The 24,733-nt window shown below is 66.4% G+C and carries 26 protein-coding genes and 1 tRNA gene; 5 read left to right on the top strand and 22 right to left on the bottom strand.

Annotation, left to right across the window (positions count from 1 at the left end):
- Entirely contained in the window at positions 1-1,131 is a 1,131-nt protein-coding gene (locus tag KZX42_RS00425) for an aminotransferase class I/II-fold pyridoxal phosphate-dependent enzyme (RefSeq protein ID WP_248116054.1), read from the top strand.
- Here the strand turns inward: KZX42_RS00425 and KZX42_RS00420 are convergent.
- From KZX42_RS00420 to KZX42_RS00360, 13 genes are all read right to left on the bottom strand, one after another.
- Positions 1,087-2,862, bottom strand: coding sequence for an ATP-binding protein (locus KZX42_RS00420; protein WP_248116052.1), 1,776 nt, complete (start codon positions 2,860-2,862; stop codon positions 1,087-1,089). The two genes, KZX42_RS00425 and KZX42_RS00420, sit on opposite strands and share 45 nt — an antisense overlap.
- Positions 2,863-3,043: 181 nt before the next feature.
- On the bottom strand, positions 3,044-3,685 hold the full coding sequence (gene gmk, locus KZX42_RS00415; RefSeq protein WP_248116050.1) for a guanylate kinase: 642 nt from the start codon (positions 3,683-3,685) through the stop codon (positions 3,044-3,046).
- Positions 3,675-4,559: a YicC/YloC family endoribonuclease gene (locus KZX42_RS00410; protein WP_248116047.1), complete on the bottom strand. Its 885-nt coding sequence runs from the start codon at positions 4,557-4,559 to the stop codon at positions 3,675-3,677. The genes gmk and KZX42_RS00410 overlap by 11 nt, the downstream gene beginning before the upstream one ends.
- The gene (gene mltG, locus KZX42_RS00405; RefSeq protein ID WP_248116045.1) at positions 4,556-5,710 is read right to left on the bottom strand and encodes an endolytic transglycosylase MltG; all 1,155 of its coding nucleotides are present in this window, start codon (positions 5,708-5,710) and stop codon (positions 4,556-4,558) included. Before mltG ends, KZX42_RS00410 begins: the two co-directional genes overlap by 4 nt.
- A 1-nt stretch (position 5,711) precedes the next feature.
- Positions 5,712-6,983, bottom strand: a complete 1,272-nt coding sequence (fabF, locus tag KZX42_RS00400) for a beta-ketoacyl-ACP synthase II (protein WP_248116044.1) — start codon at positions 6,981-6,983, stop codon at positions 5,712-5,714.
- Between the two features lie 153 nt (positions 6,984-7,136).
- Positions 7,137-7,376: an acyl carrier protein gene (locus KZX42_RS00395; protein ID WP_008264317.1), complete on the bottom strand. Its 240-nt coding sequence runs from the start codon at positions 7,374-7,376 to the stop codon at positions 7,137-7,139.
- Between the two features lie 179 nt (positions 7,377-7,555).
- Positions 7,556-8,296 (bottom strand): 3-oxoacyl-[acyl-carrier-protein] reductase, encoded by a 741-nt coding sequence (fabG, locus tag KZX42_RS00390; RefSeq protein ID WP_248116041.1) that lies wholly within the window; start codon positions 8,294-8,296, stop codon positions 7,556-7,558.
- A gap of 150 nt (positions 8,297-8,446) precedes the next feature.
- Positions 8,447-9,406 carry an ACP S-malonyltransferase gene (fabD, locus tag KZX42_RS00385; RefSeq protein ID WP_248116039.1) on the bottom strand — a complete coding sequence of 320 codons (960 nt, stop codon included), beginning with the start codon at positions 9,404-9,406 and terminating at the stop codon, positions 8,447-8,449.
- Between the two features lie 71 nt (positions 9,407-9,477).
- Positions 9,478-10,791 (bottom strand): cytochrome b/b6 domain-containing protein, encoded by a 1,314-nt coding sequence (locus KZX42_RS00380; RefSeq protein ID WP_248116037.1) that lies wholly within the window; start codon positions 10,789-10,791, stop codon positions 9,478-9,480.
- Positions 10,792-10,859: 68 nt separating this feature from the next.
- Positions 10,860-11,558 (bottom strand): YceI family protein, encoded by a 699-nt coding sequence (locus tag KZX42_RS00375; RefSeq protein ID WP_248116034.1) that lies wholly within the window; start codon positions 11,556-11,558, stop codon positions 10,860-10,862.
- A 90-nt stretch (positions 11,559-11,648) separates the two neighbouring features.
- On the bottom strand, positions 11,649-12,077 hold the full coding sequence (locus KZX42_RS00370) for a molecular chaperone DnaJ (RefSeq protein WP_248116032.1): 429 nt from the start codon (positions 12,075-12,077) through the stop codon (positions 11,649-11,651).
- A 15-nt stretch (positions 12,078-12,092) separates the two neighbouring features.
- Positions 12,093-12,929, bottom strand: a complete 837-nt coding sequence (locus KZX42_RS00365; protein ID WP_248116030.1) for a division plane positioning ATPase MipZ — start codon at positions 12,927-12,929, stop codon at positions 12,093-12,095.
- A 126-nt stretch (positions 12,930-13,055) separates the two neighbouring features.
- Positions 13,056-13,742 (bottom strand): SPOR domain-containing protein, encoded by a 687-nt coding sequence (locus tag KZX42_RS00360; RefSeq protein WP_248116028.1) that lies wholly within the window; start codon positions 13,740-13,742, stop codon positions 13,056-13,058.
- A gap of 78 nt (positions 13,743-13,820) precedes the next feature.
- Between KZX42_RS00360 and panC the strand changes: the two genes are divergently transcribed.
- Positions 13,821-14,678: a pantoate--beta-alanine ligase gene (gene panC, locus KZX42_RS00355; RefSeq protein ID WP_248117230.1), complete on the top strand. Its 858-nt coding sequence runs from the start codon at positions 13,821-13,823 to the stop codon at positions 14,676-14,678.
- Positions 14,679-14,727: 49 nt separating this feature from the next.
- Here panC and KZX42_RS00350 read toward each other — a convergent pair whose 3' ends face one another.
- The 4 genes from KZX42_RS00350 to KZX42_RS00335 all read right to left on the bottom strand — a co-directional run bounded on the left by KZX42_RS00350 (position 14,728) and on the right by KZX42_RS00335 (position 18,130).
- Positions 14,728-15,486, bottom strand: a complete 759-nt coding sequence (locus KZX42_RS00350; RefSeq protein WP_248116026.1) for a chorismate mutase — start codon at positions 15,484-15,486, stop codon at positions 14,728-14,730.
- A 281-nt stretch (positions 15,487-15,767) separates the two neighbouring features.
- Positions 15,768-16,343, bottom strand: coding sequence for a prephenate dehydratase domain-containing protein (locus KZX42_RS00345; protein WP_248116024.1), 576 nt, complete (start codon positions 16,341-16,343; stop codon positions 15,768-15,770).
- 210 nt (positions 16,344-16,553) lie between these two features.
- Positions 16,554-17,924: a 3-deoxy-7-phosphoheptulonate synthase class II gene (locus KZX42_RS00340; RefSeq protein ID WP_248116022.1), complete on the bottom strand. Its 1,371-nt coding sequence runs from the start codon at positions 17,922-17,924 to the stop codon at positions 16,554-16,556.
- 65 nt (positions 17,925-17,989) lie between these two features.
- Entirely contained in the window at positions 17,990-18,130 is a 141-nt protein-coding gene (locus KZX42_RS00335) for a hypothetical protein (protein ID WP_248116021.1), read from the bottom strand.
- 304 nt (positions 18,131-18,434) lie between these two features.
- On the opposite strand from KZX42_RS00335, the gene KZX42_RS00330 reads away from it, so the two are divergent.
- Positions 18,435-19,358, top strand: coding sequence for an ROK family protein (locus KZX42_RS00330; protein WP_248116019.1), 924 nt, complete (start codon positions 18,435-18,437; stop codon positions 19,356-19,358).
- Positions 19,359-19,371: 13 nt separating this feature from the next.
- Here the strand turns inward: KZX42_RS00330 and KZX42_RS00325 are convergent, their stop codons facing one another.
- The 4 genes from KZX42_RS00325 to KZX42_RS00310 all read right to left on the bottom strand — a co-directional run bounded on the left by KZX42_RS00325 (position 19,372) and on the right by KZX42_RS00310 (position 21,848).
- Positions 19,372-19,527 (bottom strand): hypothetical protein, encoded by a 156-nt coding sequence (locus KZX42_RS00325; protein ID WP_248116017.1) that lies wholly within the window; start codon positions 19,525-19,527, stop codon positions 19,372-19,374.
- 81 nt (positions 19,528-19,608) lie between these two features.
- Positions 19,609-19,683 (bottom strand) — tRNA-Val (locus tag KZX42_RS00320).
- A gap of 56 nt (positions 19,684-19,739) precedes the next feature.
- Complete coding sequence (locus tag KZX42_RS00315) at positions 19,740-21,029, bottom strand: dicarboxylate/amino acid:cation symporter (protein WP_248116015.1); 1,290 nt, start codon at positions 21,027-21,029, stop codon at positions 19,740-19,742.
- A gap of 99 nt (positions 21,030-21,128) precedes the next feature.
- Positions 21,129-21,848 (bottom strand): HAD-IA family hydrolase, encoded by a 720-nt coding sequence (locus KZX42_RS00310; protein WP_248116013.1) that lies wholly within the window; start codon positions 21,846-21,848, stop codon positions 21,129-21,131.
- 58 nt (positions 21,849-21,906) lie between these two features.
- On the opposite strand from KZX42_RS00310, the gene glmU reads away from it, so the two are divergent.
- A complete protein-coding gene (glmU, locus tag KZX42_RS00305) occupies positions 21,907-23,286 on the top strand; it encodes a bifunctional UDP-N-acetylglucosamine diphosphorylase/glucosamine-1-phosphate N-acetyltransferase GlmU (RefSeq protein WP_248116011.1) in 1,380 nt (459 codons plus the stop codon).
- Entirely contained in the window at positions 23,283-23,966 is a 684-nt protein-coding gene (gene rpiA, locus KZX42_RS00300; RefSeq protein ID WP_248116009.1) for a ribose-5-phosphate isomerase RpiA, read from the top strand. The genes glmU and rpiA overlap by 4 nt, the downstream gene beginning before the upstream one ends.
- On the opposite strand, the gene KZX42_RS00295 is transcribed toward rpiA, so the two are convergent.
- On the bottom strand, positions 23,963-24,625 hold the full coding sequence (locus KZX42_RS00295; protein ID WP_248116007.1) for a sugar transferase: 663 nt from the start codon (positions 24,623-24,625) through the stop codon (positions 23,963-23,965). The two genes, rpiA and KZX42_RS00295, sit on opposite strands and share 4 nt — an antisense overlap.
- Between the last annotated feature and the right edge of the window lie 108 nt (positions 24,626-24,733).

The raw sequence follows: 24,733 nt of genomic DNA, 5'->3' as shown, positions 1-24,733 counted from the left end.
ATGACCGTCGAACCCTTCCGCGCGATCTCCGTCAGCCGTCTGGCGCATCAGTTGAAATCCGAAGGCCGCTCGATCATTCACATGGAGTTCGGCCAGCCGTCGACGGGTGCGCCCGCCGCCGCCATCGCCCGCGCTCATCAGGTGCTGGATCAGGACGCCATGGGCTATTGGGAAAGCCCGGACCTGCGCGCCCGCATCGCGCGCCTGTATGACGACCGCTACGGTGTCACGGTCAACTCCGACCGCATTCTGCTGACCTGCGGCGCTTCGCCGGCCCTGGTTCTGGCGCTCAGCACACTGTTCAAGCCCGGCGACCGCATCGCCCTGGCCCGCCCCGGCTATGTCGCCTATCGAAACACGCTGCGCGCCCTGCATCTCGAGCCGGTCGAGATCGCCTGCGGCCCCGAGACCCGGTTCCAGCTCACCGCCGCCCAGCTCGAAGCGCTCGATCCGGCCCCCGCCGGCGTCATCATCGCCAGCCCGGCCAATCCGACCGGCACCATCATCCCCGACGCCGAACTGGCCGCCATCGCCGACGTGTGCCGCCAGCGCGGGATCGCCGTTGTCTCCGATGAAATCTATCACGGCCTCAGCTACGTCGGCCCGACCTCCTCCATGCTGCAGTTCGCGCCGGACACCGTGGTGATCAACAGCTTCTCCAAATACTGGAGCATGGCCGGCTGGCGCCTGGGCTGGCTGCTGGTCCCACAGGCGCAGGTGGACGCTGCTCGGGCCTATATCGGCAATATGTTCCTGACCCCGCCGTCGCTGAGCCAGCACGCCGGGCTGGTCGCCATGGATGCCGTCGAGGAGCTGGAAGGCCACATCCAGACCTACGCCCGCAATCGCGATCTGATGCTTCAGGCCCTGCCTTCCCTCGGCTTGCAAAGGATCGCCCCGCCGGACGGCGCCTTCTACATCTGGGCGGACATCGGCCATCTGACGGACGACAGCGTGGCCTTTTGCGAGCAGATTCTGCGCGATACCGGCGTCGCGACGGCGCCCGGGGTAGATTTCGATCCCGTCGATGGTCGCCGCTTCATTCGTTTCAGCTTCGCGGTCTCGACGCCCGAGATCGAGGACGCGTTAAGCCGCCTGCGTCCTTGGTTCGCTGCGCGGGGCAGAGCTTAAGTCTGCCGACGTCGCGCGGTGAAGCGCGTCGTACAGGCGCTTGGGCTCCAAGGGCTTGGGCAGCCAGTCGGTCATGCCGGCGGCATAGCAGGCCTCGACCTGTTCCGCCTCGGTGCCGGCGCTGAAGCCGATCACAGGCACGCCCGCGTTCGGACCGTTGGAGGCCCTTAGGCGCCGCGTCGTCTCATTACCGTCGATGCCCGGCATGTTGACGTCCATCAGCACCACGTCGAACGCACGTTCCGCTAGCAGCGACAACGCCAGATTACCGTCCGAGGCGGTCGCCAGATCGACCTCCAGCGGCTGCAACACCAAGGCGATGGTTCGGCGGTTGATCTCGTGATCATCGACGGCCAGCACGCGGATGCGACGCGCCAGAGCCGGGGCCGCGTCCTCAAAGCCGTCGTTCGCCTCCGTGGGCTGGCCCGCTGGCAGATCGACGCACAGTGTGAAGGCCGCCCCCTCGCCCGGCGCGCTCCGCACCGTCAGGTCGCCGCCCATCAGCCGCGCCAGCTCACGGCTGACGGTCAGGCCCAGCCCTGTCCCGCCATAGGTGCGCGCCACCTCGGCGGACCCTTGCTCGAAGGGCGAGAAGAGCCGGTTCATGGCTTCAGGCGTGATGCCCGCCCCCTGATCGACGACGGTCAGCGTCAGGCAATGATGATCGCTGCCGTGCGGCGCGGCAGCCTCCAGTCGGATCGCCCCTGCAGGCGTGAACTTGATGGCGTTGGAGATCAGATTGTTGACGATCTGACGCAGGCGATAGGGATCGCCACGCAGCCAGACGGCTTCGCCGTGATCCAGCGCCAACTCCAGAACCAAGCCCTTTTCGCTTGCCGGCGCGCTCCAGAACCGGGCGGTGTCACGCACCAATTCTCCAAGCTCGAAATCCCGGCTCTCGATCATCATCGCCCCAGCCTCCATCTTGGAGTGGTCAAGCAGATCGTTCAGCATGCCGGTCATCAGACGCCCGGCGTCGATGATCAGTTCGGCCGTCTCTTCCCGCTTCTCTGGCAACTTGCCATCTCGGATGACATGGGCGCCCGCCAGTATGGCGCTGACCGGCGTGCGCAGTTCGTGGCTGACGATGGCGGCCATGGCGGCGCGGTCGGCCATGGCGGTCTGCGCCTGCTCCAGGCGTGTTTCAGCCTCTGCGCGCGACTGAACCTCGGCCTGCCGTGTATGATACACGCGCCAATAGATGTTCAGCATCATGCCGGCGAACAGGGCGGCCGATAGGGTCATGACGGCCACGCCCCGCGTATCGCCCTGGACCAGCTTGATCACCGGCATCAGGGCCAAGAACAGCAGATACGGACCGCCGCCGATGAAGAAGAGAAGGCGCGAGCCGATGCCTGATGCGACATTGGTCAACAATCCCCCGGCCAGGGTCAGGGCCGCCAGGGTCACCAGCGCGGGGTGGTTGGTCGTCCAGATGATCAAAGCCATCCCCCCGAAAAGAGTGGCCATCAGGGTCGTGGACATCAAGGCCAAGCCGACCGACAGACGGTTGTTCGACGGTGGATCCCGCCGGAACGGAGCCATGGCGCAGAACTCGAATCCCTGCACGATCAACGCCGCGGCCAACCAGACGGGAATCCATGACGCCATGCCGCCGCCGTACATGGCCCAGGCCATCACAACGGCGAGCAATAGGCGCACCGGCGCTTGTTTGGCCCGCTCCTTGGCGCTGCCCGCCAGGATCGGTCCTATGGAATCCAGAGATGTCATGAGCCCCCCGCTGTCCCGACCTTAGACGGCAGAGGGCGAACAGGACGTAAATCATCGTCGCGGCTTAAGGGTTCTTCCCTATGACCGCGTTTACTCTCCGCTGCCTTTCAGCGTGGCACACCACGGTCAGTAGCGTAGCGTTGAGTGCCAACGCCGCAGACTCCGGTCTGCGGCGTTTTCCTCAGACCGCCTCGCGCAGCAGGGCGGCCTTGTAGTCGCCGACCCACAGGTTACGGAAACGGCGCGAACGCTCGGCGTGATAGATGTGGGCCAGTTCGGCGTAGGATCGGTCGAAGTCCTCGTTGACCAGAACATAGTCGAAGGCGTCGCAGTGTTCGATCTCGCCCTTGGCGTTGGCGACGCGGCGCTCGATCACGTCCTCGGCGTCTTGGGAGCGGGTCACCAGACGGCGGCGCAGCTCTTCCAGGCTGGGCGGCAGTATGAACACGCGCACGGCGTCCTCGGGGCATTTCTCGGCCACGTCGCGGGCGCCCTGCCAGTCGATATCGAACAGGACGTCCCGACCCTCGGCCAGAGCGCGGTCGACCGGCCCGCGCGGGCTGCCATAGCGATTTCCGTGGACATCGGCCCATTCCAGAAAGGCGTCTTCGTCGATCAGGCGCTGAAACTGGTCATGCCCGACAAAGTGGTAGTCGCGCCCGTCCACCTCGCCCGGCCGTATGCCGCGCGTGGTCATGGACACGGACAACTCCAGCCCCCCGTGATCCGCCATCAGTCGGCGGCAAAGCGACGTCTTGCCCGCGCCCGAAGGGCTGGCGACGATCAGGAGGACGCCCCGGCGGGGCGTGCGTTCATTCGACATTCTGGACCTGCTCACGCAACTGTTCGATGACGGCCTTGAGCTCCAGGCCGATTCCGGTGAGCGCGGTCGTAGCCGATTTCGAGCACAGCGTGTTGGCCTCACGCATGAATTCCTGCATCAGGAAGTCGAGTTTCCGCCCGGCGGGCGCTGAAGCCACAAGCTGGCGCGCCGCCGCGACATGAGCGGTCAGCCGATCCAGCTCCTCGCGCACGTCCGCCTTGGTGGCCAGAGCGGCCGCTTCCAGGAAGACCCGGTCTTCCAATCCTGGCGCATCGGGGGCCAGTTCGCTGATGCGGCGTGTGAACCGTTCGCGGATCGTTTCGACCTGCGCCGCCGCTTCGCCTTCGGCCTCGGCCGTGAGGGTTTCGATCCTGGTGATGAAATCCTCCAGCACGGGAGCCAGAAGCGCACCCTCCTGCTGACGCGACACCTTCAAGGCGTCAAGCGCCTTCTCGACGGTCTGGGCCATGGCGGCTTCCAGCACCGCCCGCGCCTCGGGATCGTCAACCTCTTCGGGCGTCTCGATCACGCCCCTCAACGCCAACAACCCGTCCGCCGACGGCGGCGTCGCGCCATCCTCGGCCAGTTCATTGGCCAAGGTCAGATAACGCGCCAGCACGGCGGCGTTGATGGCGACCGACGCTTCACCGGAGTCGGTGCGTTTGGCCTGCAGGCCAATGCTGACCTGACCGCGTGCGAACCGCGCCTGTCCCGCCGCCTTGGCCGCTCGCTCGACAGCGTCGAAGCCATGCGGTGCGCGAAACCGGACCTCCAGGTTGCGGCCGTTGACGGACCGGGCCTCGACCGACCAGGTCCAGCCGTCGCCGGCGCCGTCCGCCCGACCGAATCCCGTCATGCCTGATAGCGCGGTCATCTCGCCCCCTGACTGGCGCCGGGCGGCAGGGTGATGGTCGCCTGCCCCGTCGCGGATTGTTCGGCCGCTGGCGTCATCGGCGCCGGGTTGGTTCCAGGAACTAGGGGTGCGGGCTCCTCTGGCGGCAAGCCCGCCTTCTGACGCTCGATCTGGCGCCAGCGGGCCACGTTGCGCTGATGCTCGTCATAGGTCAGGGCGAAGGCGTGGCCGCCCGATCCATCCGCAACAAAGAACAGGGCGGGATCCGCCGGTGGGTTCAGCACGGCCTTGACCGCCTCCACACCCGGATTGGCGATCGGCGTCGGGGGCAGGCCGTTGATCTGGTAGGTGTTCCAAGGCGTCGCGGCCAGCAGTTCGGAACGCCGGATGCCGCGCCCCAGCGGCCGCCCCTTGGTGATGCCGTAAACGATGGTCGGGTCGCTCTCCAGGCGCATTCCGGCGCGCAATCGGTTGGAGAAGACCGCCGCCACGCGCGGCCGCTCGGCCGCCAAGGCGGTTTCCTTTTCGACGATGGAGGCCAGGACGACCGCCTCTTCCGGCGTGCGCGCCACGGTCGCGGGCGAACGCTGGCTCCACAGCAAACGCAGGTTCTCGCTCGCCGCGCGCTGCATCCGGTCGATCACCGACTGGCGCGTATCGCCGCGCGCCACCTCATAGGTGTCGGGCCACAGACTGCCTTCTTCAGGCGTGTCCGCGACCGTGCCGATCAACACCGGCTCCTTGTTCAGAATGTCCACCGCCTGAAGCGAGGACCACCCCTCTGGCAGGGTCACGAAGTGACGGACAACCCGCCCTTCGACCAGCAGATTCAACACCCCGGCCAAGGACATGCCCGAGGGCACTTCATATTCCCCGGCCCTCAGCCGACGATCCGCCCCGGTGAGGGTCGCCGCCGCACGGAACAGGTCGGTCGAACGGATGACGCCCTCGGCCTTCATCTTGGCGGCGATGGCGGAGACGCCGGAACCGCTGGCCAAGGTCACGACCGTCTTGTCGCCCTGCCGCGCCGACGGACCGGGCGCATAATAGACCGCCCAGACCGAGATCAACGCGACCAGCAGGAACAGGCCGAAGGTCGCCGATGCGGTCAGCAGCGAGACCGCGAACCCCGACCGTCCGCTCGACTTCTCGCCCCGTCCCCGTCCGAACACCTCAGTCCACCTTCTTGAAGATGACCGAGGCGTTGGTGCCGCCAAAGCCGAAGCTGTTAGACATGGCGACATCGATCTTCATCGGTTTGGCCTGGTTGGGCACCAGGTCGATGGGCGTTTCCATTTCGGGATCGGTCAGATTGATCGTGGGCGGCGCGATCTGGTCGCGAATGGCCAGGACAGAGAAGATGCTCTCAATGGCGCCCGCCGCGCCCAGCAGGTGTCCCGTCATCGATTTGGTCGAGGATACCGCCACGTTCGGCGCGTGATCGCCCACCAGCCGCTCGACCGCCTTCAGCTCGATCCAGTCGGCCATGGTCGATGTGCCGTGGGCGTTGACGTAATCCAGATCGGACGGCTGCATTCCGGCTCGTTTCAGCGCCATCTTCATGGCGCGCAGGCCGCCGTCGCCGTCTTCGGACGGAGCGGTGATGTGATAGGCGTCGCCGCTCATGCCATAGCCCACGACTTCGGCGTAAATCTTGGCCCCACGCGCCTTGGCGTGCTCGTACTCCTCCAGCACCATGACCCCGGCGCCCTCGCCCATGACGAAGCCGGCGTGGCCCCGGTCATAGGGCCGCGAAGCCGTCTCGGGCGTGTCGTTATAAGCCGTGCACAGCGCCTTGCAGGCCAGGAAACCGGCGATGCCGATGGGCACGATGGAGCTTTCCGCCCCACCGGCCACCATCACCTCGGCGTCTCCCAAGGCGATCATCCGCGCCGCGTCGCCAATGGCGTGGGCGCCGGTGGCGCAGGCGGTCACGACCGAATGGTTGGGGCCCTTCAGCCCATGGCGGATCGAAATCTGGCCCGACGCCAGGTTGATCAAGGCCGAGGGAATGAAGAAGGGGCTGACCCGTCGCACGCCCTGTTCCTTCAGGACGATGGCCGTCTCCGCGATGGGCCCCAGGCCGCCGATGCCGGACCCCACCATGACGCCCGTGGCCTCGCGGTCCGCCTCGGTCTCCGGTTTCCAATTCGCATCGGCCAGCGCCTCGTCTGCGGCGGCGATGGCGTAAAGGATGAAGTCGTCGACGCGCTTCCGGTCCTTGGGCGACATGATCTGGTCAGGGTCGAAGTCGCCTTCGCCACCGCCGCCGCGTCCATCAACGCTCGGCACTTCGCCAGCGATGGTGCAGCCATAGCCTTCGGTATCGAAGGCGGTGATAGGGCCGATGCCCGACCGTCCCTCGACGATGCCTTGCCAGCTCTTCTCGACGCCCCAGCCCAGGGGTGTCAGCAGACCGATGCCCGTAACGACGACGCGGCGCATGGTGCGTGCTCCTTCAGCTCCAAACTTTCCCCGACGGAATCACATGGGGATTCGTCGCGGTCAGAAACAGTAAAGGCCGCCGGGCGTCTCCGCTAGGAGCGCCGGGCGGCCCTTTGAACCGTCAGCCTTTCGGCTTCCCGTCGGAGGCTGGGATCAGCCCGCCGACTTTTCGTCGATGAACTTGACCGCATCGCCGACCGTTTGGATGTGCTCGGCGGCGTCATCCGGGATCTCGATGTCGAATTCTTCTTCGAAGGCCATCACCAGCTCGACGTTATCGAGCGAGTCGGCGCCCAGGTCGTCGATGAAGCTGGCCTTTTCCGTGACCTTGTCCGGATCGGCGTCCAGGTGGTCGATGACGATCTTGCGAACGCGCTCGAGGGTGTCGGACATCAGTGTCTCTCTGCCTGTTTGAAATCGCCGTAGAGGCGGGGGTAGCTCAGAAATCGCCGTCTCACGGCAGCGAAGGCGACGCAAGCCCGAAAGCCCGAACCGCCGTTGCATCAAGCCCTTTAGCACAGGCTTTCGGGCTGGAAATAGTCTGTTGCGCGTCGTGATGACGGCGACGAGCCTTAAATCATCGCCATGCCGCCGTTCACATGCAGGGTCTGGCCCGTGACATAGGCGGCTTCGTTCGACGACAGATAAACGGCGGCGGCGGCGATCTCGTCGCCCGTGCCCAGGCGCCCGGCGGGAATCTTGGTCAGGATGGCTTCGCGCTGCTGATCGTTCAGCACATCGGTCATCGGCGAGGCGATGAAGCCCGGCGCGATGCAGTTGACCGTGATCCCTCGCGAGCCGACCTCCTGGGCCAGCGACTTGGAAAAGCCGATCATGCCGGCCTTGGACGCCGAATAGTTGGTCTGGCCCGGATTGCCGGTCACGCCGACCACCGATGTCACGCCGATGATTCGGCCCGAGCGGCGCTTCATCATCCCCTTCACCGCCGCGCGGGTCAGGCGGAAATAGCTTTCCAGATTGATCTGGATGACCGACTGGAAATCCTCGTCCTTCATCCGCATCAGCAGGCCGTCCTTGGTGATGCCCGCGTTGGCCACCAGGATGTCGAGCGGCGCGCCCGCCGCCGTTTCCGCCGCAGCGACCAGATTGTCGACTGATTCCGGGTCCGACAGGTTGGCGGTGGCGAAGTGAGCGCGTTCGCCCAGTTCCTTGGCCAGATCGGCCAGAACCGCCTCACGCGTGCCCGACAGCACCACGGTCGCGCCCTGGGCGTGCAGCGCCCGCGCCACCGCCCCTCCGATTCCGCCCGTCGCGCCGGTCACCAGCGCGGTCTTGCCTGCAAGATTGAACATTCGTCCTCTCCTTCTTCCGTCATCCTCGGGCTTGACCGGAGGATCAGGCGCCGTGCGACGCCGATATCTATGTCAGCGCTCGCTACTAGCGCCGAAGTGCGGATGGTCCGATCCTCGGGTCAAGCCCGAGGATGACGGCATTGGGTATGGTCAGACGCCCTTGGCGAAGGCTTCCAGATATTCCGGGCTGTTCAGCGCCAAGCCTTCAGCGTCCGGCGCGATCCGCTTGGCCATGCCGGTCAGAACCTTGCCCGAGCCGATCTCGACGAAGCGCGTCACGCCGCCCCCTCCTTGAGAATCCGACGTCGCCATCCACTCCATGCTCTCGCGCCAACGCACGCGGCCGGTGACTTGCTCGACCAGCAGGCGACGGATGACTTCGGGGTCGCTTTCCGGGCGCGCCAGAACATTGGCGACCACAGGCACGACGGGCGCCAGGATCGTTGCCGAAGCCAGGGCCTGAGCCATCTCGTCGGCGGCGGGCTGCATCAGCGGGCAGTGGAAGGGCGCCGAGACGTTCAGCGGGATCGCCCGCGCGCCCAGTTCCTTGGCCTTTTCGATGGCGCGGTCGACCGCCGCCTTCTCGCCGGAGATGACGATGTTGCCCGCGTTATTATCGTTGGCGACCACGCAGACGCCCAGTTCCGCACCCGCCGCCGCAGCGGCCTCCGCCAGCGCCAGATCGGTCTTTGGGCCGATCAGAGAGGCCATCGCCCCCTGCCCCACCGGCACGGCGCGCTGCATGGCCTGACCGCGCAGCTTCAAGAGCCGCGCCGTGTCCGACAGCGAGATCGCCCCCGCCGCCGCCAGCGCCGAGTATTCGCCCAGCGAGTGACCGGCGACATAGGCCGCCGTCGAAACGTCGAAACCGAACTCGGCCTTCAGGGCGCGGATGGCGGCGACCGACACGGCCATCAGGGCCGGTTGGGCGTTCTCGGTCAGGGTCAGCTGATCCTCTGGCCCTTCGCGCATCAGCACCGACAGCTTCTGGCCCAGGGCCTCGTCCACCTCGGCGAAGACATCGCGAGCGGAGGCGAAGGCGTCGGCCAGTTGCGCGCCCATGCCGACCGCCTGGCTGCCCTGGCCCGGAAACAGAAGTGCGAGGGTCATCGACCGCTCCCTGAATCGTTCATCAAGGCGCGGAGCCGTAAGCCCTCGTTTCCGTCAGGGCAAGCGCCGGTTCACGACGCGCGACGCGCAGAGACCTCGATCCGAACCCCGACCATTTTGGACACCCAATCCGCCGCAGCGTCCGAGGCCATGCCGAGATCGAGCGCCGTCCGATCCAGCTCCAGCGCGCCTTCCACCTTGGCCACGCCGCCGGATTCGCTGAACCGGAACGGCAGAACCACGGGGATGGTGGTGGTCTTGATGCGCAGGTCGCCCGCCGCCTCATAGCGGTCGCCGCCCAGGGATCGGAAGCGCGTCGCCTCGAAACGGGCGACCGGATATTGCGCTGGATCGAACCATTCCGCGCCCTGCAAAGAGCCTTCCTGCGTTGGATCGCCCGTCCGCGCGGACGCGGTTTGGACAAGCACAACGGCCTTCGATCCCGCCAGATCGGCCGGGTCGAACCACACCTGGCCATCCCATTTGTCGAATCGACCTTCGAATCGTTTCCCGGCGTGCGTTCCGGTGAAGCGGATGCTGGAGACGGCCGCGTCGATGGTCCATGCGGCCGCCGTGCCTGGCGTGACGGGGGCCTCGGGCTTCGGCTGAGTTGAGACGACGACAGGCGCCGGCGCGATCTCGGCCAGTTGGCTTTCCGTCAAGGCATAGGGCCGGGCTGCGATGGCCCCAGCGACGGCGACGGCCAGAACCAGGGCGACGCCTGCCGCGCGCTCGGCCCAGACTGGCGCCGGTGGAGGAGCGACAGATTCATCGGCATGACCGGACTTCAGACCGGGAACCATATGACCCAGCACGCCGTCCCTATCGACGAACTGATGCTTCAGGGCGGCGCCGACGTGCAGCACGATCAGCACAACCGCGCCCCAGGCCATCAGCGAATGGGCGCCCATAGCCTGAAAGGCCAGCGCCCGCCGCATCTGGATCGACAGTTCGGCCACACCTGGCAGGTGCGGAATGGGGAACAGGCCGAACCAACTGGTCGCCACCTCCAACGCGCGATCCTGCGACACCGCCCAGCCTGCGGACACATAAAGCCAGCCTGTCAGAGGCAGAGCCAGCAACAGGGCGTAGAAGGCCACATGGGTCGCGCCCGCCGCAAAGGCCTCCCACCGCTTCATCGTCCTGGGCAAGGCGGGCGGCCGATGCGTCAGCCGCCAGACGATCCGCACCACTGTCAGCGCCAGGATCAGAAAGCCGATCGACTTGTGAATCTGAAATACCCGATAGGCCAAGGCCTGACTGTCGGTGTTGTCGATCGCCGATGTCATCCACAAACCCATAGGGATCATCGACAGGATCAGAAGCGCGATGGCCCAGTGCAGGGCGATGGCGACGGATGAATAGCGGGTGCGGGCTTGTGACATGGACACTTGGACTTGAGTGCGACGTAAAAAGAGCGGCGACCGAAATCGCCGCTCTCTCGCTCTGGGTCTCAGGACGCAGGCGCGGCCGGAGCGACTTCCTGGATGAATTCGCCGTCGAAGCGGATAGTCACCTCGTCGCCGATGGGACCAACCGCCATGCCGAACGCGGAGCGCTTGAACCGCCCTTCGGCGGCGAAGCCGACGGCGGGCACGTTGGCGAACGGATGACGGTCGATCTCGCCGTTGAAGGTCGCGTCCAACGTCACCGGATGGGTTTGACCCAGGAAGGTCAGGTCGCCCGTCACCTGGGCCGTACGCGCGCCCGTCTTTTTCACCGACGTCGAGACGAAGGTGATGGCGGGGAAGGCCTTGGCGTTCAGCCAGGTAGGATTGTTCGCCATGTCGTCGTTCCAGCCGGAATAGGCCGAACCCGCGTGCGACGCCTTGTAGTCGGCGGGATAGGCCGCATTGACCGAGGCGGGGTCGATGGTCGCGGTGATCTTGGAGTTTTCCAGGTTCGCCGGGTCGAGCGTCAGTCTGGCCTCGAATTTGTCAAACCGCGCGGTGTAGTGCGAGATCGTATTGTGCAGCAGCGACCACTGCAGCGTGGCATGGGTCGGGTCCAGCACATAGACGCCGGCCGGCGCCTTCACCGACACCGGCGCTTCGGCCGACGCGTTCGGGGCGGCGGCAGGCGCTTCGCCCGGCTTGTTGCACGCGGCCAGCAGGGCCAGCGCGGACACGGCGGCGAGGGTTGCGATCTTCATTTCCGGCTCCATCCGAAAGTTGGTTCAGATGATCTAGGCCAGATGAAACTGATACGCAACAACTACTGTTTCGAATGAGTCTGGTGTCGGCTAGGAAGACCCCCGCCGCTTCAGCAGGCGATCACGCGCGGCGTTGACGCGCGTCGCCAGCCCCTCGGTGCCGCCCTGGTCCGGATGGGCGCGGGCCATGGCGCGCTTCCACGCAGCCCGGATTTCGGCCTCGTTCGCCCCTGCTCGCACGCCCAGCACGGCGCGGGCGTCGGCGTCGCTAATCGGCTCGGAGCGAACGACGGATCGTATTCGCGACGACCAAGCCAGATAGAGGCCAGCCCCGGCCAGCGCCGCCGCGGCCAGCCATGCGCCGCGAAACGCGGCCAGAGCGCCGCCCGCCAGCAGGACCGATCCCAAAAGGGTAGCCGTGACGCGCCAATGCGCCCGGCCGCGCCGCTCGGTCTGGCGACCCAGCCGAACCAGGGCCCAGACGGCGATGGCCGCCAGGGCGAGCCCGATCAAACCCATCGGGTCGTCAAACCGTCAGGCCGCCACGTCCAAAGGGGCGATCACCTGCTCCAGCCCCATGGCCATCATCAGGTTGCGAAGCTCCTGGCGCGCCGCGACGTGCGCCAGCGACACCGCCACGGGCCGGATGTCGTTGGACAGATCCGCCACGGTCAGGCCGAAGGGAAACAGTTCACGATAGATGACCCGGTCGCGCAGGCCCGGCCCGACGCGGAAACCGACCCGTTTGGCCAGTTTGGTCATCCGCTCTTCCAGACGCTTGCGGTTGCGGGCCTCTGCGACGGCCAGGCGATTGGTCACCACCAGCCAGTCGATGGTCGCGTGCCGCCCCTGAGAGATGGCCCGCTGCTTGCGCGCCTCCCAGACGCTTTCCGAATAGATGGACGGCTTCAGCAACTCCAGCGACACCGGATCAACCTCGCCCAGCAGATCGAAATCGACGAAGCTGTCGTTCATTGGCGTCACGATCTGATCGGCGCGGGCGTGGGCGGCGCTGGACACCGCCGTATCCCCGCCCGGGGTGTCGATCAGGATGCAGTCCACGCCTTGGGCCACAGCCTCGTCGAAGGCGCGTTCGAAGACAGCGATCTGTTCGGCGACATCGGTCTTGGCCAGGGCCTTGCCGTCGCCCATGTCCGGGATAAAGGGCTGCGGCAAGGCCTGTTCGTTCGCCGCCAGCCAGGCCAGGCGATTGTGGAAGAAGCGTTGCATCGACCGCTGGCGCAGGTCCAGGTCGATGATCGCCACCGTCCGCCCCGCATGCAGCAGGCCCGCGACGATGTGGATGGCCAGGGTGGACTTGCCGGCCCCGCCCTTTTCGTTGCCGAGAACGATCACATGCGGCTGCGTCATTCGAGGGAATCCTCTGTGCCGACCGGCGCGACTCAGGCGCGGTCCAGTTCGACCTAGAGTCGGCCGCCGCGCGCCAAACGTCAACGGAACCTTAACGCAGACCTGTGGATGGCGAAGAAGGCGGGTTCAGCTGTTGCGTGCGCACCAGGCGTCGGCGACGGCGGCGGCGCGGCAAACCGAAGCGGCGGCCTCGGTCGGAACCGGGCCGACCTTCAACCGCGTCAAGGTCCGACCCTGAACTTCCACGGACTCGAACGCCGGCGCCAGGCCGGCGAAATCGGCGGACGCCTTCAATCGCTCCCAGGCCTGGCGCGCCGCGTCAGGGCTGGAATAGGCGCCCAGTTGAATGGTGCGGCCCATCGGCGTCGGACGGCGCAAGCCGGCGTCATGCATCAAGGAGGGCGGCTTCGCTGCGCCGGCTTCACGAATTGGAATAGCCGTTGCGGTCTGAACCGCCGGCTGAACCACCCGAATCACGGCGTCGCGCAGGCTGGCGTCATCGGCCACGCGGCGAACGCCGGCCTGATCGTCGCGGGCGTCCCACATGGCGTGGGGGTCCATCACCGCGACCTTCATGGCGCTGAACTTGACCGGCCGCAGGCCAGCCGCCTCGGCCGATTGCGCCCGAGGAGCGAGCCGGTCGCCGCCTGGCGTCAGCGGCACATCGACCGCCGCGACCTGATCCGCCAGGGCTCCGAACCTATGGGGATCGCTGTTCGCGGCGCCGCACCCCGACAGAGAGGCGGCGCCGACCACGACCGCAATCAGCGCCGAGGCGATCAGAACTGGACGGGTCGCTTCTGCGGGCGTCATAAGCACGACCCTAGCGCCCAGTCTTTGAGGTCTGGTGCATCAACAGGCTTAAGCGGAAAGGTTAATCGCTTCATCATGATGGACGCTCCTCCCCTGCCCGTCGTCCGCACCGTGGCCGACCTGCGCGCGACCGTTCGGGACTGGAAACGACAAGGCCTCAGCGTCGGCATGGTTCCGACCATGGGCGCCCTGCACGAAGGTCACCTGACCCTTGTGCGAGAAGCGGCCCAGCGCGCCGATCGCGTGGTCGCCTCCAACTTCGTCAATCCGACCCAGTTCGCCGCCCACGAGGACCTGGACAAATATCCCCGCCAACAGGATGAGGACGCACGTCTGCTGGCCGGCGCCGGCTGCCACCTGATGTTCGCGCCTGCGGCGGCGGAGATGTATCCTGAAGGCTTCGCCACCAGTATCGCCATGGCCGGTCCCGCCCTGGGCCTGGAGGGCGATTTCCGGCCGCAGATGTTCGGCGGCGTCGCCTTGGTCGTGACCAAGCTGTTCAACCAGGTCCAGCCGGACGTCGCCGTTTTCGGCGAGAAGGATTATCAGCAGCTGATGGTCATTCGTCGCTTCGTGCGCGACCTGGATCTGCCGGTCGAGATCGTCGGCGCGCCGACCGAACGGGACGGCTGGGGCTTGGCCCTGTCGTCGCGCAACGCCTATCTGTCCGAGCCCGAACTGGCCTCGGCGCGGCAGTTGAACGGCATACTGTTCCAGGCTGCTGCGGAGGCCGCCTCCGGCCGTCCTCTGCCCGGGATCGAGCGTGAAGCCTACGCCGCAATCCTAAAGGCCGGTTTCGAGCGAGTGGACTATGTCGCCATCCGCCGCGCCGAGGATCTCGGCGCCTTCCGCAACGATGTGGTGGATGCCCCTGCGCGCATCCTGACCGCCGCCTGGATCGGCAAGACCCGACTGATCGACAATATGGCGGTCTGAAAAACGAAGCGGGCCGCATCCATCGCCGGATGCGGCCCTTTTCGACATATCAGCCGATCGCGCCGACGCACCCTTCCGCGTCTCCCGGCGCCAGTTCAGCGTCGGTCATGGCGATGGTCCAGCCATGGTGCGTATTCAGGCCCCAGCGCCGGGCGCCCCCGCCGTCGCCCGCGTCCCCGCCCGCCGTCACGATGACGCGACGGCCCTTGGGCAGGGCCGGCGGATCGATCTTGCCGACCGCCAGCGAAGTCGGCGTCTCTCCGCCGTACCCGTCGAAGACGCTGAGCATCGACCATTCGCGACGCAGGCCCATCCACCAGGCGTCTTCGGTGTTGATGGCCAGGACGGCGACCCCATGGCCCTCGGCTGCGAAGGCCAGCGCCTTTTGCGGATCGCGCACCATCTTGATGTCGGCCGCCGCGCCGAACCGCAGGCGGGCGCCGTCGAACGCCCGCGTCGGCTCGATCGGGGCCCAGACCTGGACCTGCAGTCGCCCCTGGCGCGCCAGGCCCCAGCCCACGATCTCGCGCCACAGGTGCTCGACCGCCTCGGCGTTCTCGGGCTGACATTTTGACAGCATACGCGCCAGCACCGTCTGCTCGCGGTCGGGGCGCAGTTTGGTGTGGGGGCCGGTCGGGGCGTCCTTGGCGCGGCCCACGGTGGCGGCGACGGCCAGACGCTGTTCGAACAGCGCCAGGATCTGGTCGTCGATCCGGTCGATCTCGGCGCGCAGGGCGGCCAGGGCCTGCTGTTCGGGGGTCAGGTCGGCCATGTCAGGCCAGACTTGCTGAATGTTGGAATTGGGCATGGGATAGGGCTTTCGGCATTCTGAATTTCGATATGTGCAGGGGCGAACAGCCGCTCTGATCCAGAGCGGTCGCCGGTGAAGCAGTCAGGGACGGAGTGCGCCCGACGCCTCAGCCGGCGTATCGAAAGCCGTAAAAGCCGTAGCCGAAATAGAGGCCGGACACCGCGCGCGAACGGTCGAACGAAACAGAGAGGGCGCGCTGGCGGGACATGGTCCGGTTCCGGTTAAGCGGATCGTTTTGCGATCCGTGCAGGCTTAAGACACGCAAAGACCGTGCGCCGTCAACCCTCGGAAGCGCTCAGAAGGACGAAGCGCGTGCGATTATCGCTCGAATCCTGCAAATCGTTGCGCAGGATCGACAGACCATACACCTCTGCGGCCCCAGCAGCCGCGATGGCGGCGCGGGTCGGATCTCCGGCCTCGGCCACATCGCGCGCGGCGCCGGCGGTGTCGAAATGTTCAATCACCGCCATGTGCATTGTCTTCAGCGTCTGCTCGCACTGGGCCAGGGCGATGGGGTGGCTCTCGACTGTGCGGATGTCGGACAGGCGGGCGCCGGGCAGTCCCATCAGCGCATGACGGATCGGCCGCCACACCTCCGCGACCGGCTCTATTCCCAAGGCGCGCACCAGGGTCGCTGCGGGCTCCACCATGCCGATGGTCGAGTTCTCGACAGGAATCAGGGCGCAGCCGCAGTCGCCGGACGTCATGGCCTGAAGGGCGCCTTCGAAGGTCTCGAACGCCACCGCCTCATCCCACGGACGCAGGGCCAGACACGCCTCGTGACTGAAGGCGCCCGGCGCGCCCTGATAGGCGACACGGCCGGGTTTCTCGTCTTGGTGGGCAGGCGTATCCATGTCCGTCACTCTCCGGGAGCGACCCGAAAAGCCCTTTGTCGTTGCCGGTCGAACAGACAGCGGCTCCATGTCCGCGCCGTGACCGCATCCGGTCGTATCTGCGGCGCCATTCCCTGCCCGACAAGCGGAATACATCGCCGGGGCGCGCCATCAAAACCCACGTGGAGCAAGGGCGACCATCGCGACGGCCGCCCGCTCTGCTTCATTCGGTCAGGCGGCCTCGGATCGGCTGACACGACCCGACTTCAGCCGTTCCGCGACCAGGAAGGCCAGTTCCAATGCCTGATCGGCATTCAGACGCGGATCGCAATGGGTGTGATAGCGGTTGGACAGATCGTCCTCCGTCACCGCCTGGGCGCCGCCCAAGCATTCGGTGACGTTCTGGCCCGTCATCTCCAGGTGTACGCCGCCGGGGTGGACGCCCTCGGCCTCCGCTACGTCGATGAAGGTGCGCACCTCGCCCAGGATGCGATCAAAGGGCCGCGTCTTGTAGCCGTTGCCGGCCTTCAGCGTATTGCCGTGCATCGGGTCGATGGACCAGATCACCTTGCGGCCCGACGCCTTCACTTCGCGCATCAGCTTGGGCAGACGCTCGCCCACCTTTTCGTGACCGAAGCGTCCGATCAGCGTCAGACGGCCCGAGATATTGTCCGGGTTCAGCGCGTCGATCAGCGGCAGCAGGTCGTCGGCCGTCATGGTCGGCCCGCACTTCACGCCGATGGGGTTCTTGATCCCCTTCATGAACTCGACGTGGGCGCCGTCCAGCTGACGGGTGCGTTCGCCGATCCACAGCATATGGGCGGAGGTGTCGAACCAGTCGCCCGAACCGCCGTCCAGCCGCGTAAGGGCGCTCTCGACGTTCAGCAGCAGGGCTTCGTGGCTGGTGAAGACCTCGACTCGGCTCAGGTCGGGATGGGTCTCGGGCGTGACGCCGACCGCCTCCATGAAGGCCAGGGCTTCCGTGATCTTATCGGCCAGTTCGCGGTACTGGGCGCCTGCCGCATTGTCCCCAGCGAAGCCCAGCGTCCAGCGATGGATGTTGTACAGATCGGCATAGCCGCCGCCCGCGAAGGCGCGCAGCAGGTTCAGCGTCGACGCCGATTGGTTATAGGCCCGGATCAGGCGCTGCGGATCGGGCGCGCGCTCTTCGGGCGTGAACCCCATGCCGTTGATGATGTCGCCGCGATAGCTGGGCAGTTCGACGCCGTCGATTGCCTCCAGCGGCGACGAGCGCGGCTTGGCGAACTGACCAGCGATGCGGCCGACCTTCACCACCGGCTTGCGCCCGGCGAAGGTCAGCACCACCGCCATCTGCAGGATCAGGCGGAAGGTGTCGCGGATGTTGTCGGTCGAGAACTCCTTGAAGCTCTCGGCGCAGTCGCCGCCCTGAAGCAGGAAGGCGTCCCCCTGCTCCACCTGCGCCAGTTTCGACGTCAGGCGGCGCGCTTCGCCGGCGAAGACGAGCGGCGGCAGGGCGCGCAGTTCGTCCTCAACCACGGCAAGAGCCTTGGGATCGGGATAGTCCGCCGGCATGTGCAGGGCGGTCTTGGTTCTCCAGCTTTCGGGGGTCCAGCGTGTCATCGTGCAAGAATAGGGCTTTCAGCGCCCTCAAACAACGAAAACACGAATGGCTTTTGCGTCGAGACTTAATCGTCGGCCGGCTGCGCTTTCTTGGCCGCAGCTTCGTTCCGCCGCTCGGCCTTGGCCGCCGCCTTTTCCGCCGCCTTGGCCGCCGCAGCCTTCTCGCGCTCCTGGCGCTCGAAATTATAGTTGGGCTTGCGGGCCATCAGGCATCCTTTCGTAAATCGCGTCGCCTACAAGGTGACGACAGCACGCGGTGGACGCAATGCGCCAAATCCATCCGTCGCCGGATTGACGTCAGAGCAGGCGTTCCTGCCGCGTCACGAACTTGGTAAGGGAATCGAGTATAATAAGAAGGCGAGCGAGCGGGGTCATGATTCAACAACGCCGCGGCGCCGAACCTGTTCTCCAGCGCGAGCCTTGGTCGCACCTGATACGCGCAGCGGCGGCGGGCGAATATCGCCGTATTGGCCCACTTTCACACCTGGCGCCCAGGTCGAAGCAAAGCCGATGACGCAAACTCTATTGCTCGGCGGGGTCGAGGCGGGCGGCACCAAGTTCGTGTGCGGCGTCGCCGATGGCGATGGCCGAATTTTGGAGCAGGTCCGCATTGCGACGACGACTCCTAGCGAAACCCTGGCCGCTGTCGACGCCTTCTTCGCCAGAGCGGCGGCGGTCCACGGCCACCTGGCCGCCTTGGGCGTCTGCAGTTTCGGGCCGCTGTCGCTCCGCCTGGATGCGCCCGACTATGGTGCGATCACCACAACGCCGAAGCCAGGCTGGAGCGGCGCCAACCTCCTGAGCCATCTGCGGCGCGCGGCGAACACGCCCACGGTCCTGACCACCGACGTCAACGGCTCGGCCATCGGCGAAAGGTTGTTCGGCAGCGGACGCGGGCTGGACAGTTTCTGCTACGTCACCGTAGGCACGGGCGTCGGGGTGGGCGTAATCATCGACGGGCGGCCGCACGGCGGGGCGAACCATCCCGAGGCGGGGCATATCCGAACGCCGCGCGCAGCCGGCGACACCGCCTTCGCCGGCGCCTGCCCCTTCCACGGCGACTGTCTGGAGGGCTTGGCCAGCGGACCGGCCATGCGGATGCGGTGGGGGGCGCCTGCGGAAACCTTGCCGATAGACCATCCCGCCTGGCTGATGGCGGCCCACTATGTGGCAAGCCTGTGCGCCAACCTGACCTATGTGATCAGGCCCCAACGCATCATTATCGGCGGTGGCGTTATGCAGCCGCACCTCTACGATAGGGTCAGACGCGCGCTGGTCCAGCAACTGGGCGGCTACGACGCCAGCGTGCGCGAACTTGTTATGGACGACTACATAGCCGCCCCCTCAGCCGGCGCTTCCGCAGGCCTTTATGGCGCGCTAGCCTTGGCTTACCGCGAGGCGACAGGCGATTGGCCGACCGGCTGGATGATCTAGCAGCCGATCCCCGTCAAAGATCTTTGGCGGGGCCAGTCGGTTCGTCCGGTTCGACGTCCGCGTCATTATCGATGAAATTTATGCGCCGTCGCCCTTCGAACACGCTGGAAACAGCGAACAAGGCGCCGGCCAGAATCACCGCGCCGAAGAACAGGATGATCAGGTTCATGGTCGTGAAACGCGCGGCCTGACGGCGAGTTCACCGTGGTGAACAGCCTCTCAGGCTGGAGGCTCGGTCATGTCGGGAAGATGGTGGATGCGACAGGGATTGAACCTGTGACCCCCTCGGTGTGAACGAGGTGCTCTCCCGCTGAGCTACGCATCCATGCCTTGCGGAGGCGGCGACATAGCCCGGTCGCCCGCCGCGCGCAAGCGTCCGTTTCAGATTCCAGCGGCGCGAACGGTTTCCGGCGTCTCGGCTTCCGGGTCGCCAGGCAGCCAGGCTACGTGACCGTCATAGATGTCCTGGTTCAGTATGCCCTCTTCCTTGGCCACCAGCACCGGCACCAGCATCTGGCCCGTGACGTTCGTCGCGGTGCGCATCATGTCGATGACCCTGTCGATGGCGACGATATAGCCGATGCCTTCCAGCGGCAGGCCGGCGGTCGACAGGGTCAGGGTCAGCATGACGATGGAGGTTCCCGGCACCCCCGCCGTGCCTAAAGACCCCAGCACCGCCGTCAGACCGATCAGCACATATTGGGTCAGGGTCAGGTCGATCTTGAAATACTGGGCGATGAAGATCGAGGCGATGGCCGGATAGATCGCGCCGCAACCGTCCATCTTCACATTGGCGCCCAGCGGCACGGCGAAGGCGGCGTAGGCTTGAGGCACGCCCAGACGTTCGACCGTCTGGCGCAAGGTAATCGGCAGAGTGCCCAGCGACGACGATGTCGCAAAGGCCGTCTGCTGGGCCGCAAAGGCGCCGCGGAAGAAGCTGGTCACCTTCAGCCCATGGACCTTCAGGAGGCCCGAATAGACGATCAGGATGTGGAACAGGCAGGCGGCGTAGATGGCGGCGATAAACTTCAACAGCGGCAGCAGAGCCTCCCAGCCATAGCCGCCGACCACCGAGCCGATCAGGCCGAACACGCCGATGGGCGTCAGTTGGATCACCCAGCGCGTGATGCGGAAGATGATGGCCGCGCCCTCGTCCACCAGCCGCCGCGCGCCCTGCGCCCGGTCTCCCAGCGCCACCAACGCCATGCCGACCAGGGCCGAGAAGAAGATGATCTGCAGCACCTTGCCCTCGGCCAGGGCGGCGAACGGATTGGTCGGCACCACGCCGATCAGCACCTCAAGCGGCGTGGGGATCACGCGCTCCTTGACCTCGCCCAGCGGCAGGTTCGACAGGCCGACGCCCGGATTGATGATGTGCCCGAAGGCGAAACCGACCAGTACGGCCAGCAGCGAGGTGATGGCGAACCAGACGATGGTGCGTACGCCCAGCCGGACGGCGCCGGCCCCCTCGCCCAACTTGGCGATGGAGCTGGCGATGGTGAACAGCACCAGGGGCGCCACCACCATGCGGATCAAGTTCAGATAGACATCGCCGATCGGCTGCAACCAGACCTCGGCCCGCTCCCTCAGGATCAGCCCGGCGACGATGCCCAGGATGAAACCGGCGGCGGTGCGCTGCCAGAGCGGGATTTTCAGGAAGCGAGCGAACATGAGGGGCACTTTCGACGGGGTGCGCCAATCTGTCCATCGCCAGGGCGATCCGCAACCGCGTCGGCGATCATTCTTCGAGAGATTTGCTGACGGCTGCGTTCAGAATTTCAGCGCTTTCGAGACGTAGAAGTCGGACAACAGGCCGTCGACGGCCTCTTCCACATCCTCGAAATCGTCGATCAGCACGTCCGCCCCAAGGGTCTCTACCGGAACCGGCGTGAAGCCGAAGGTGACCAATATGCAGGGCATACCCGCGTCCCTGGCCGCGCCTGCGTCGGGCGCGGCGTCGCCGACCATGATCGCTCGCTCGGGATCGCCTCCGGCCAGCGCCACCGCTTCCTTCAGGTGGGCGCCCGACGGTTTGCGCGCGCTGACCCGATCCGGGCCGACGATGGCCGCGAAATGCGGGGCGAGGTCCAACTTTTGAAGAAGCAGTTCGGACAGGTCCGAACGCTTGTTGGTCGCCACGACCAGAAGGGCGCCACGCGCCGTCAGCCTCTCCAGCGTCTCGACCACCCCTTCGAACGGCTGGGAGCCGTCCGCGATATGGGCGGCGTAATCGACCAGGAAGCGCTCGAACAGCTCCTGCGATTGCGCGCGCTCGACCGGCGCCCCCGCCGCTTCGAACCCGTGCACCAGCAGCGCCCGCGCGCCCGAGCCGATCAGGGTGGAGGCCGACTCCATCGCCACCGGCGGCAGACCTTCTTCGACCAGCAGCCGATTCAGGGTCCCGATCAGATCCGGCGCAGAATCGACCAGCGTCCCATCCAGATCGAAGGCGATGGTCCAGCCTTCCAGGTCGCGATCGGTCATCCACATCTCCCGCTGGCCCGCCGAATGGGCTAGATCGCGAGACGACTAGCCTTCGGGACGATTCATGACCAGCCAGACACGCGCTCGCGCCGCCATCATTCTCGCCGCCGGCCAGGGAACGCGCATGAAGTCGCCCCTGCCCAAGGTGCTGCATCCCGTCGCTCACCGCGCCATGCTGGACCACGCCATCGACGCGGCCGAGGGATTGGGCTGCGAGCGGATCGTGGTCGTGGTCGGGAATCACTCGCCGGAAGTCCGCGCCCATGTCGTCAAACGGCTGGGCGAAGCCGCCATCGCTGTTCAGGACCCGCCGCTTGGCACCGGCCACGCCGTTCGCGCCGCCGAACAGGCCTTGGACGGGTTCGACGGCGAGGTGGTGGTCACCTACGGCGACGTACCGCTGCTGAAGGCCCGCGACATCGAGCCTGTGTTCAATGCCGAGGGCGTAACTGTCATCGGGTTCGAGGCGCGCGATCCCGGCGCCTATGGCCGGCTGATCCTGGATGGCGACGCTCTGCTCGCCATCACCGAGGCCAAGGAGGCGTCCGCCGAGGTGCTAGCCGTCACCGCCTGCAACTCCGGCGTCATGGCCGCGCCGGCCGCCCTGCTCTTCTCGTTGCTGGCGCATGTGACGAACGACAACGCAAAGGGCGAATACTATCTGACCGATGTGGTCGAGCTGGCGCGCAAGGGCGGCCATCCGACCCGCGCCGTCTTCGCCGCCGAGGACGCGGTGATGGGCGTAAACTCCCAGGCCGAACTGTCCCAGGCCGAGGCCCTGTTTCAACAGGTTCAGCGCGAGACCTTCCTGGCCGCCGGCGTCACCATGAGCGCGCCCGACACCGTCCACTTCGCCTGGGACACTCAGGTGGACGGCGGAACTGTGATCGAACCCTTTGTGGTGTTCGGCCCCGGCGCCGTGGTCGATGGCGGCGCGCGCATCCGCAGCTTCAGCCATATCGAGGGCGCCCGCGTCGGTTCAGGCGCCGAGATCGGACCCTACGCCCGCCTGCGCCCGGGCGCCGATCTGGCCGAAGGGGTCAAGATCGGCAATTTCGTCGAGGTGAAGAACGTAAGCATGGCCAAGGGCGCCAAGGCCAACCACCTATCGTATCTGGGCGACGGGACCGTGGGCGCGGGCGCGAACATCGGCGCCGGGACGATCTTCTGCAACTACGACGGCTTCAACAAAGCCCGAACTGAGATCGGCGCCGGAGCCTTCGTGGGCTCGAATTCCAGCCTGGTGGCGCCGGTCCACATTGGCGACGGCGCCCTGATCGCCTCGGGATCGGTCGTGACCGAGGACGTGCCGGCCGACGCCCTGGCCTTCGGCCGCGCGCGCCAAACCATCAAGACCGACGCCGCCGCCGCGTTCCGCGAGACAGCCAAAGCCAAGAAGGCGGCGGCCAAGGCCGCCCAGTCCAAGAGCGATCCGTCCAAATGAGCGACATCCAGAAGAAGAACGCCGGCGAAGCGGCCGCCGCCCATGTCGAGGCGGGGATGATCGTGGGCCTGGGCACCGGCTCCACCGCCGCCTGGTTCGTCAAGGCGCTGGCGGCGCGCAACCTGTCCGGTCTGCGCTGCGTGCCGACCTCGGAAAAGACCGCCGACCTGGCGCGTGAACTGGGCCTGACGCTGTCCACGCTGGAGGACACGCCGCGCATCGACCTGACCGTGGACGGCGCCGACGAGGTGGGGCCGGGCCTGGCCTTGATCAAGGGCGGCGGCGCGGCCCTGCTGCGCGAGAAACTGGTGTGGGAGGCATCCAGCCGCTGCATCGTCATCGCCGACGCGGCCAAGGTGGTGCCGGTCCTGGGCGCCTTTCCCCTGCCGATCGAGGTCGTGGCCTTCGGTCACAAGACCACGGCAAACCGCATCGCCGACGTCCTGATCGACCACGACATCAACCAGCCCGCCCGGGTGCGTCAGGCGGATCGCGGCCTGGTCCGCACCGATGGCGGCAATCTGATCTATGATGCGGCGTGCAAGGCGATCAACGATGCGGTGCGGCTGGCCGACGACCTGAAGCTGATCACCGGGGTCGTCGAACACGGCCTGTTCCTGGATTTGGCCGATCTGGCCATCATTGGGACCGACGACGGCTTCGAGGAACGCCTGCCCTAATAGACGCCGCGTCGGCTCAACACGGCGGGGACGGTGCGCGCGAGGATGGCGAGATAGACGCCAAGCGTCAGGTTCCGGACCAGCCAGACATCCATCGCCACGCGGCGACGGTAGGGCACGTCGTTGCGGCCGGACACCTGCCAAAGCCCCGTCAATCCGGGGCGCGCCGCGCAGTAGTCGGCCAGCCGCCGCCCATACAGCATCGCCTCGTCCATCACGATCGGCCGTGGCCCGACCAACGACATCTCGCCTCTCAGCACGTTCATCAACTGGGGCAGTTCGTCGATGCTGGAGCGTCGCAAGAATCCGCCTAGGCGTGTCACGCGCACGTCGTGGCGGAATTTGCGCGACGCCCGCCATTCCGCGTCAATCAGGCCAGGAAGCCGCGCCTCCGCATCTGGCGCCATAGTGCGGAACTTCAGACAGTCGAACGAACGCCCGCCCTGCCCGATCCTTTGCTGCCGGAACAGCACGGGACCGCCGCATTGCGTCCAGATCGCCAAGGCGGTCGATACCATCAGGGGCGATAAGAGGAGCAGCGCGCCCCCCGCCAGAACGACATCCAGCATGCGAACAACGCTGGCGCTGCGCCATCGGAACGCCGGTGCTCCGGTGCCGCCATCCGCCAGCGGCGCGGATATCGCCTCCACACTCGACATCGGAACGGCCTCCTTCAGCGGATCATCACCTTGAGTTGATCCTGATGCAACTCAAGGCACCGCGAACGAAGCAAGATGCATTGACGGCTTTGCGTCAAACCACCATAG

The sequence above is a fragment of the Brevundimonas sp. EYE_349 genome (genome assembly GCF_023147505.1).
Classification (GTDB): domain Bacteria; phylum Pseudomonadota; class Alphaproteobacteria; order Caulobacterales; family Caulobacteraceae; genus Brevundimonas.
The sequence above is the reverse complement of the archived record's forward strand: the minus strand, read 5'-3'. Positions and strand labels throughout refer to the sequence as shown.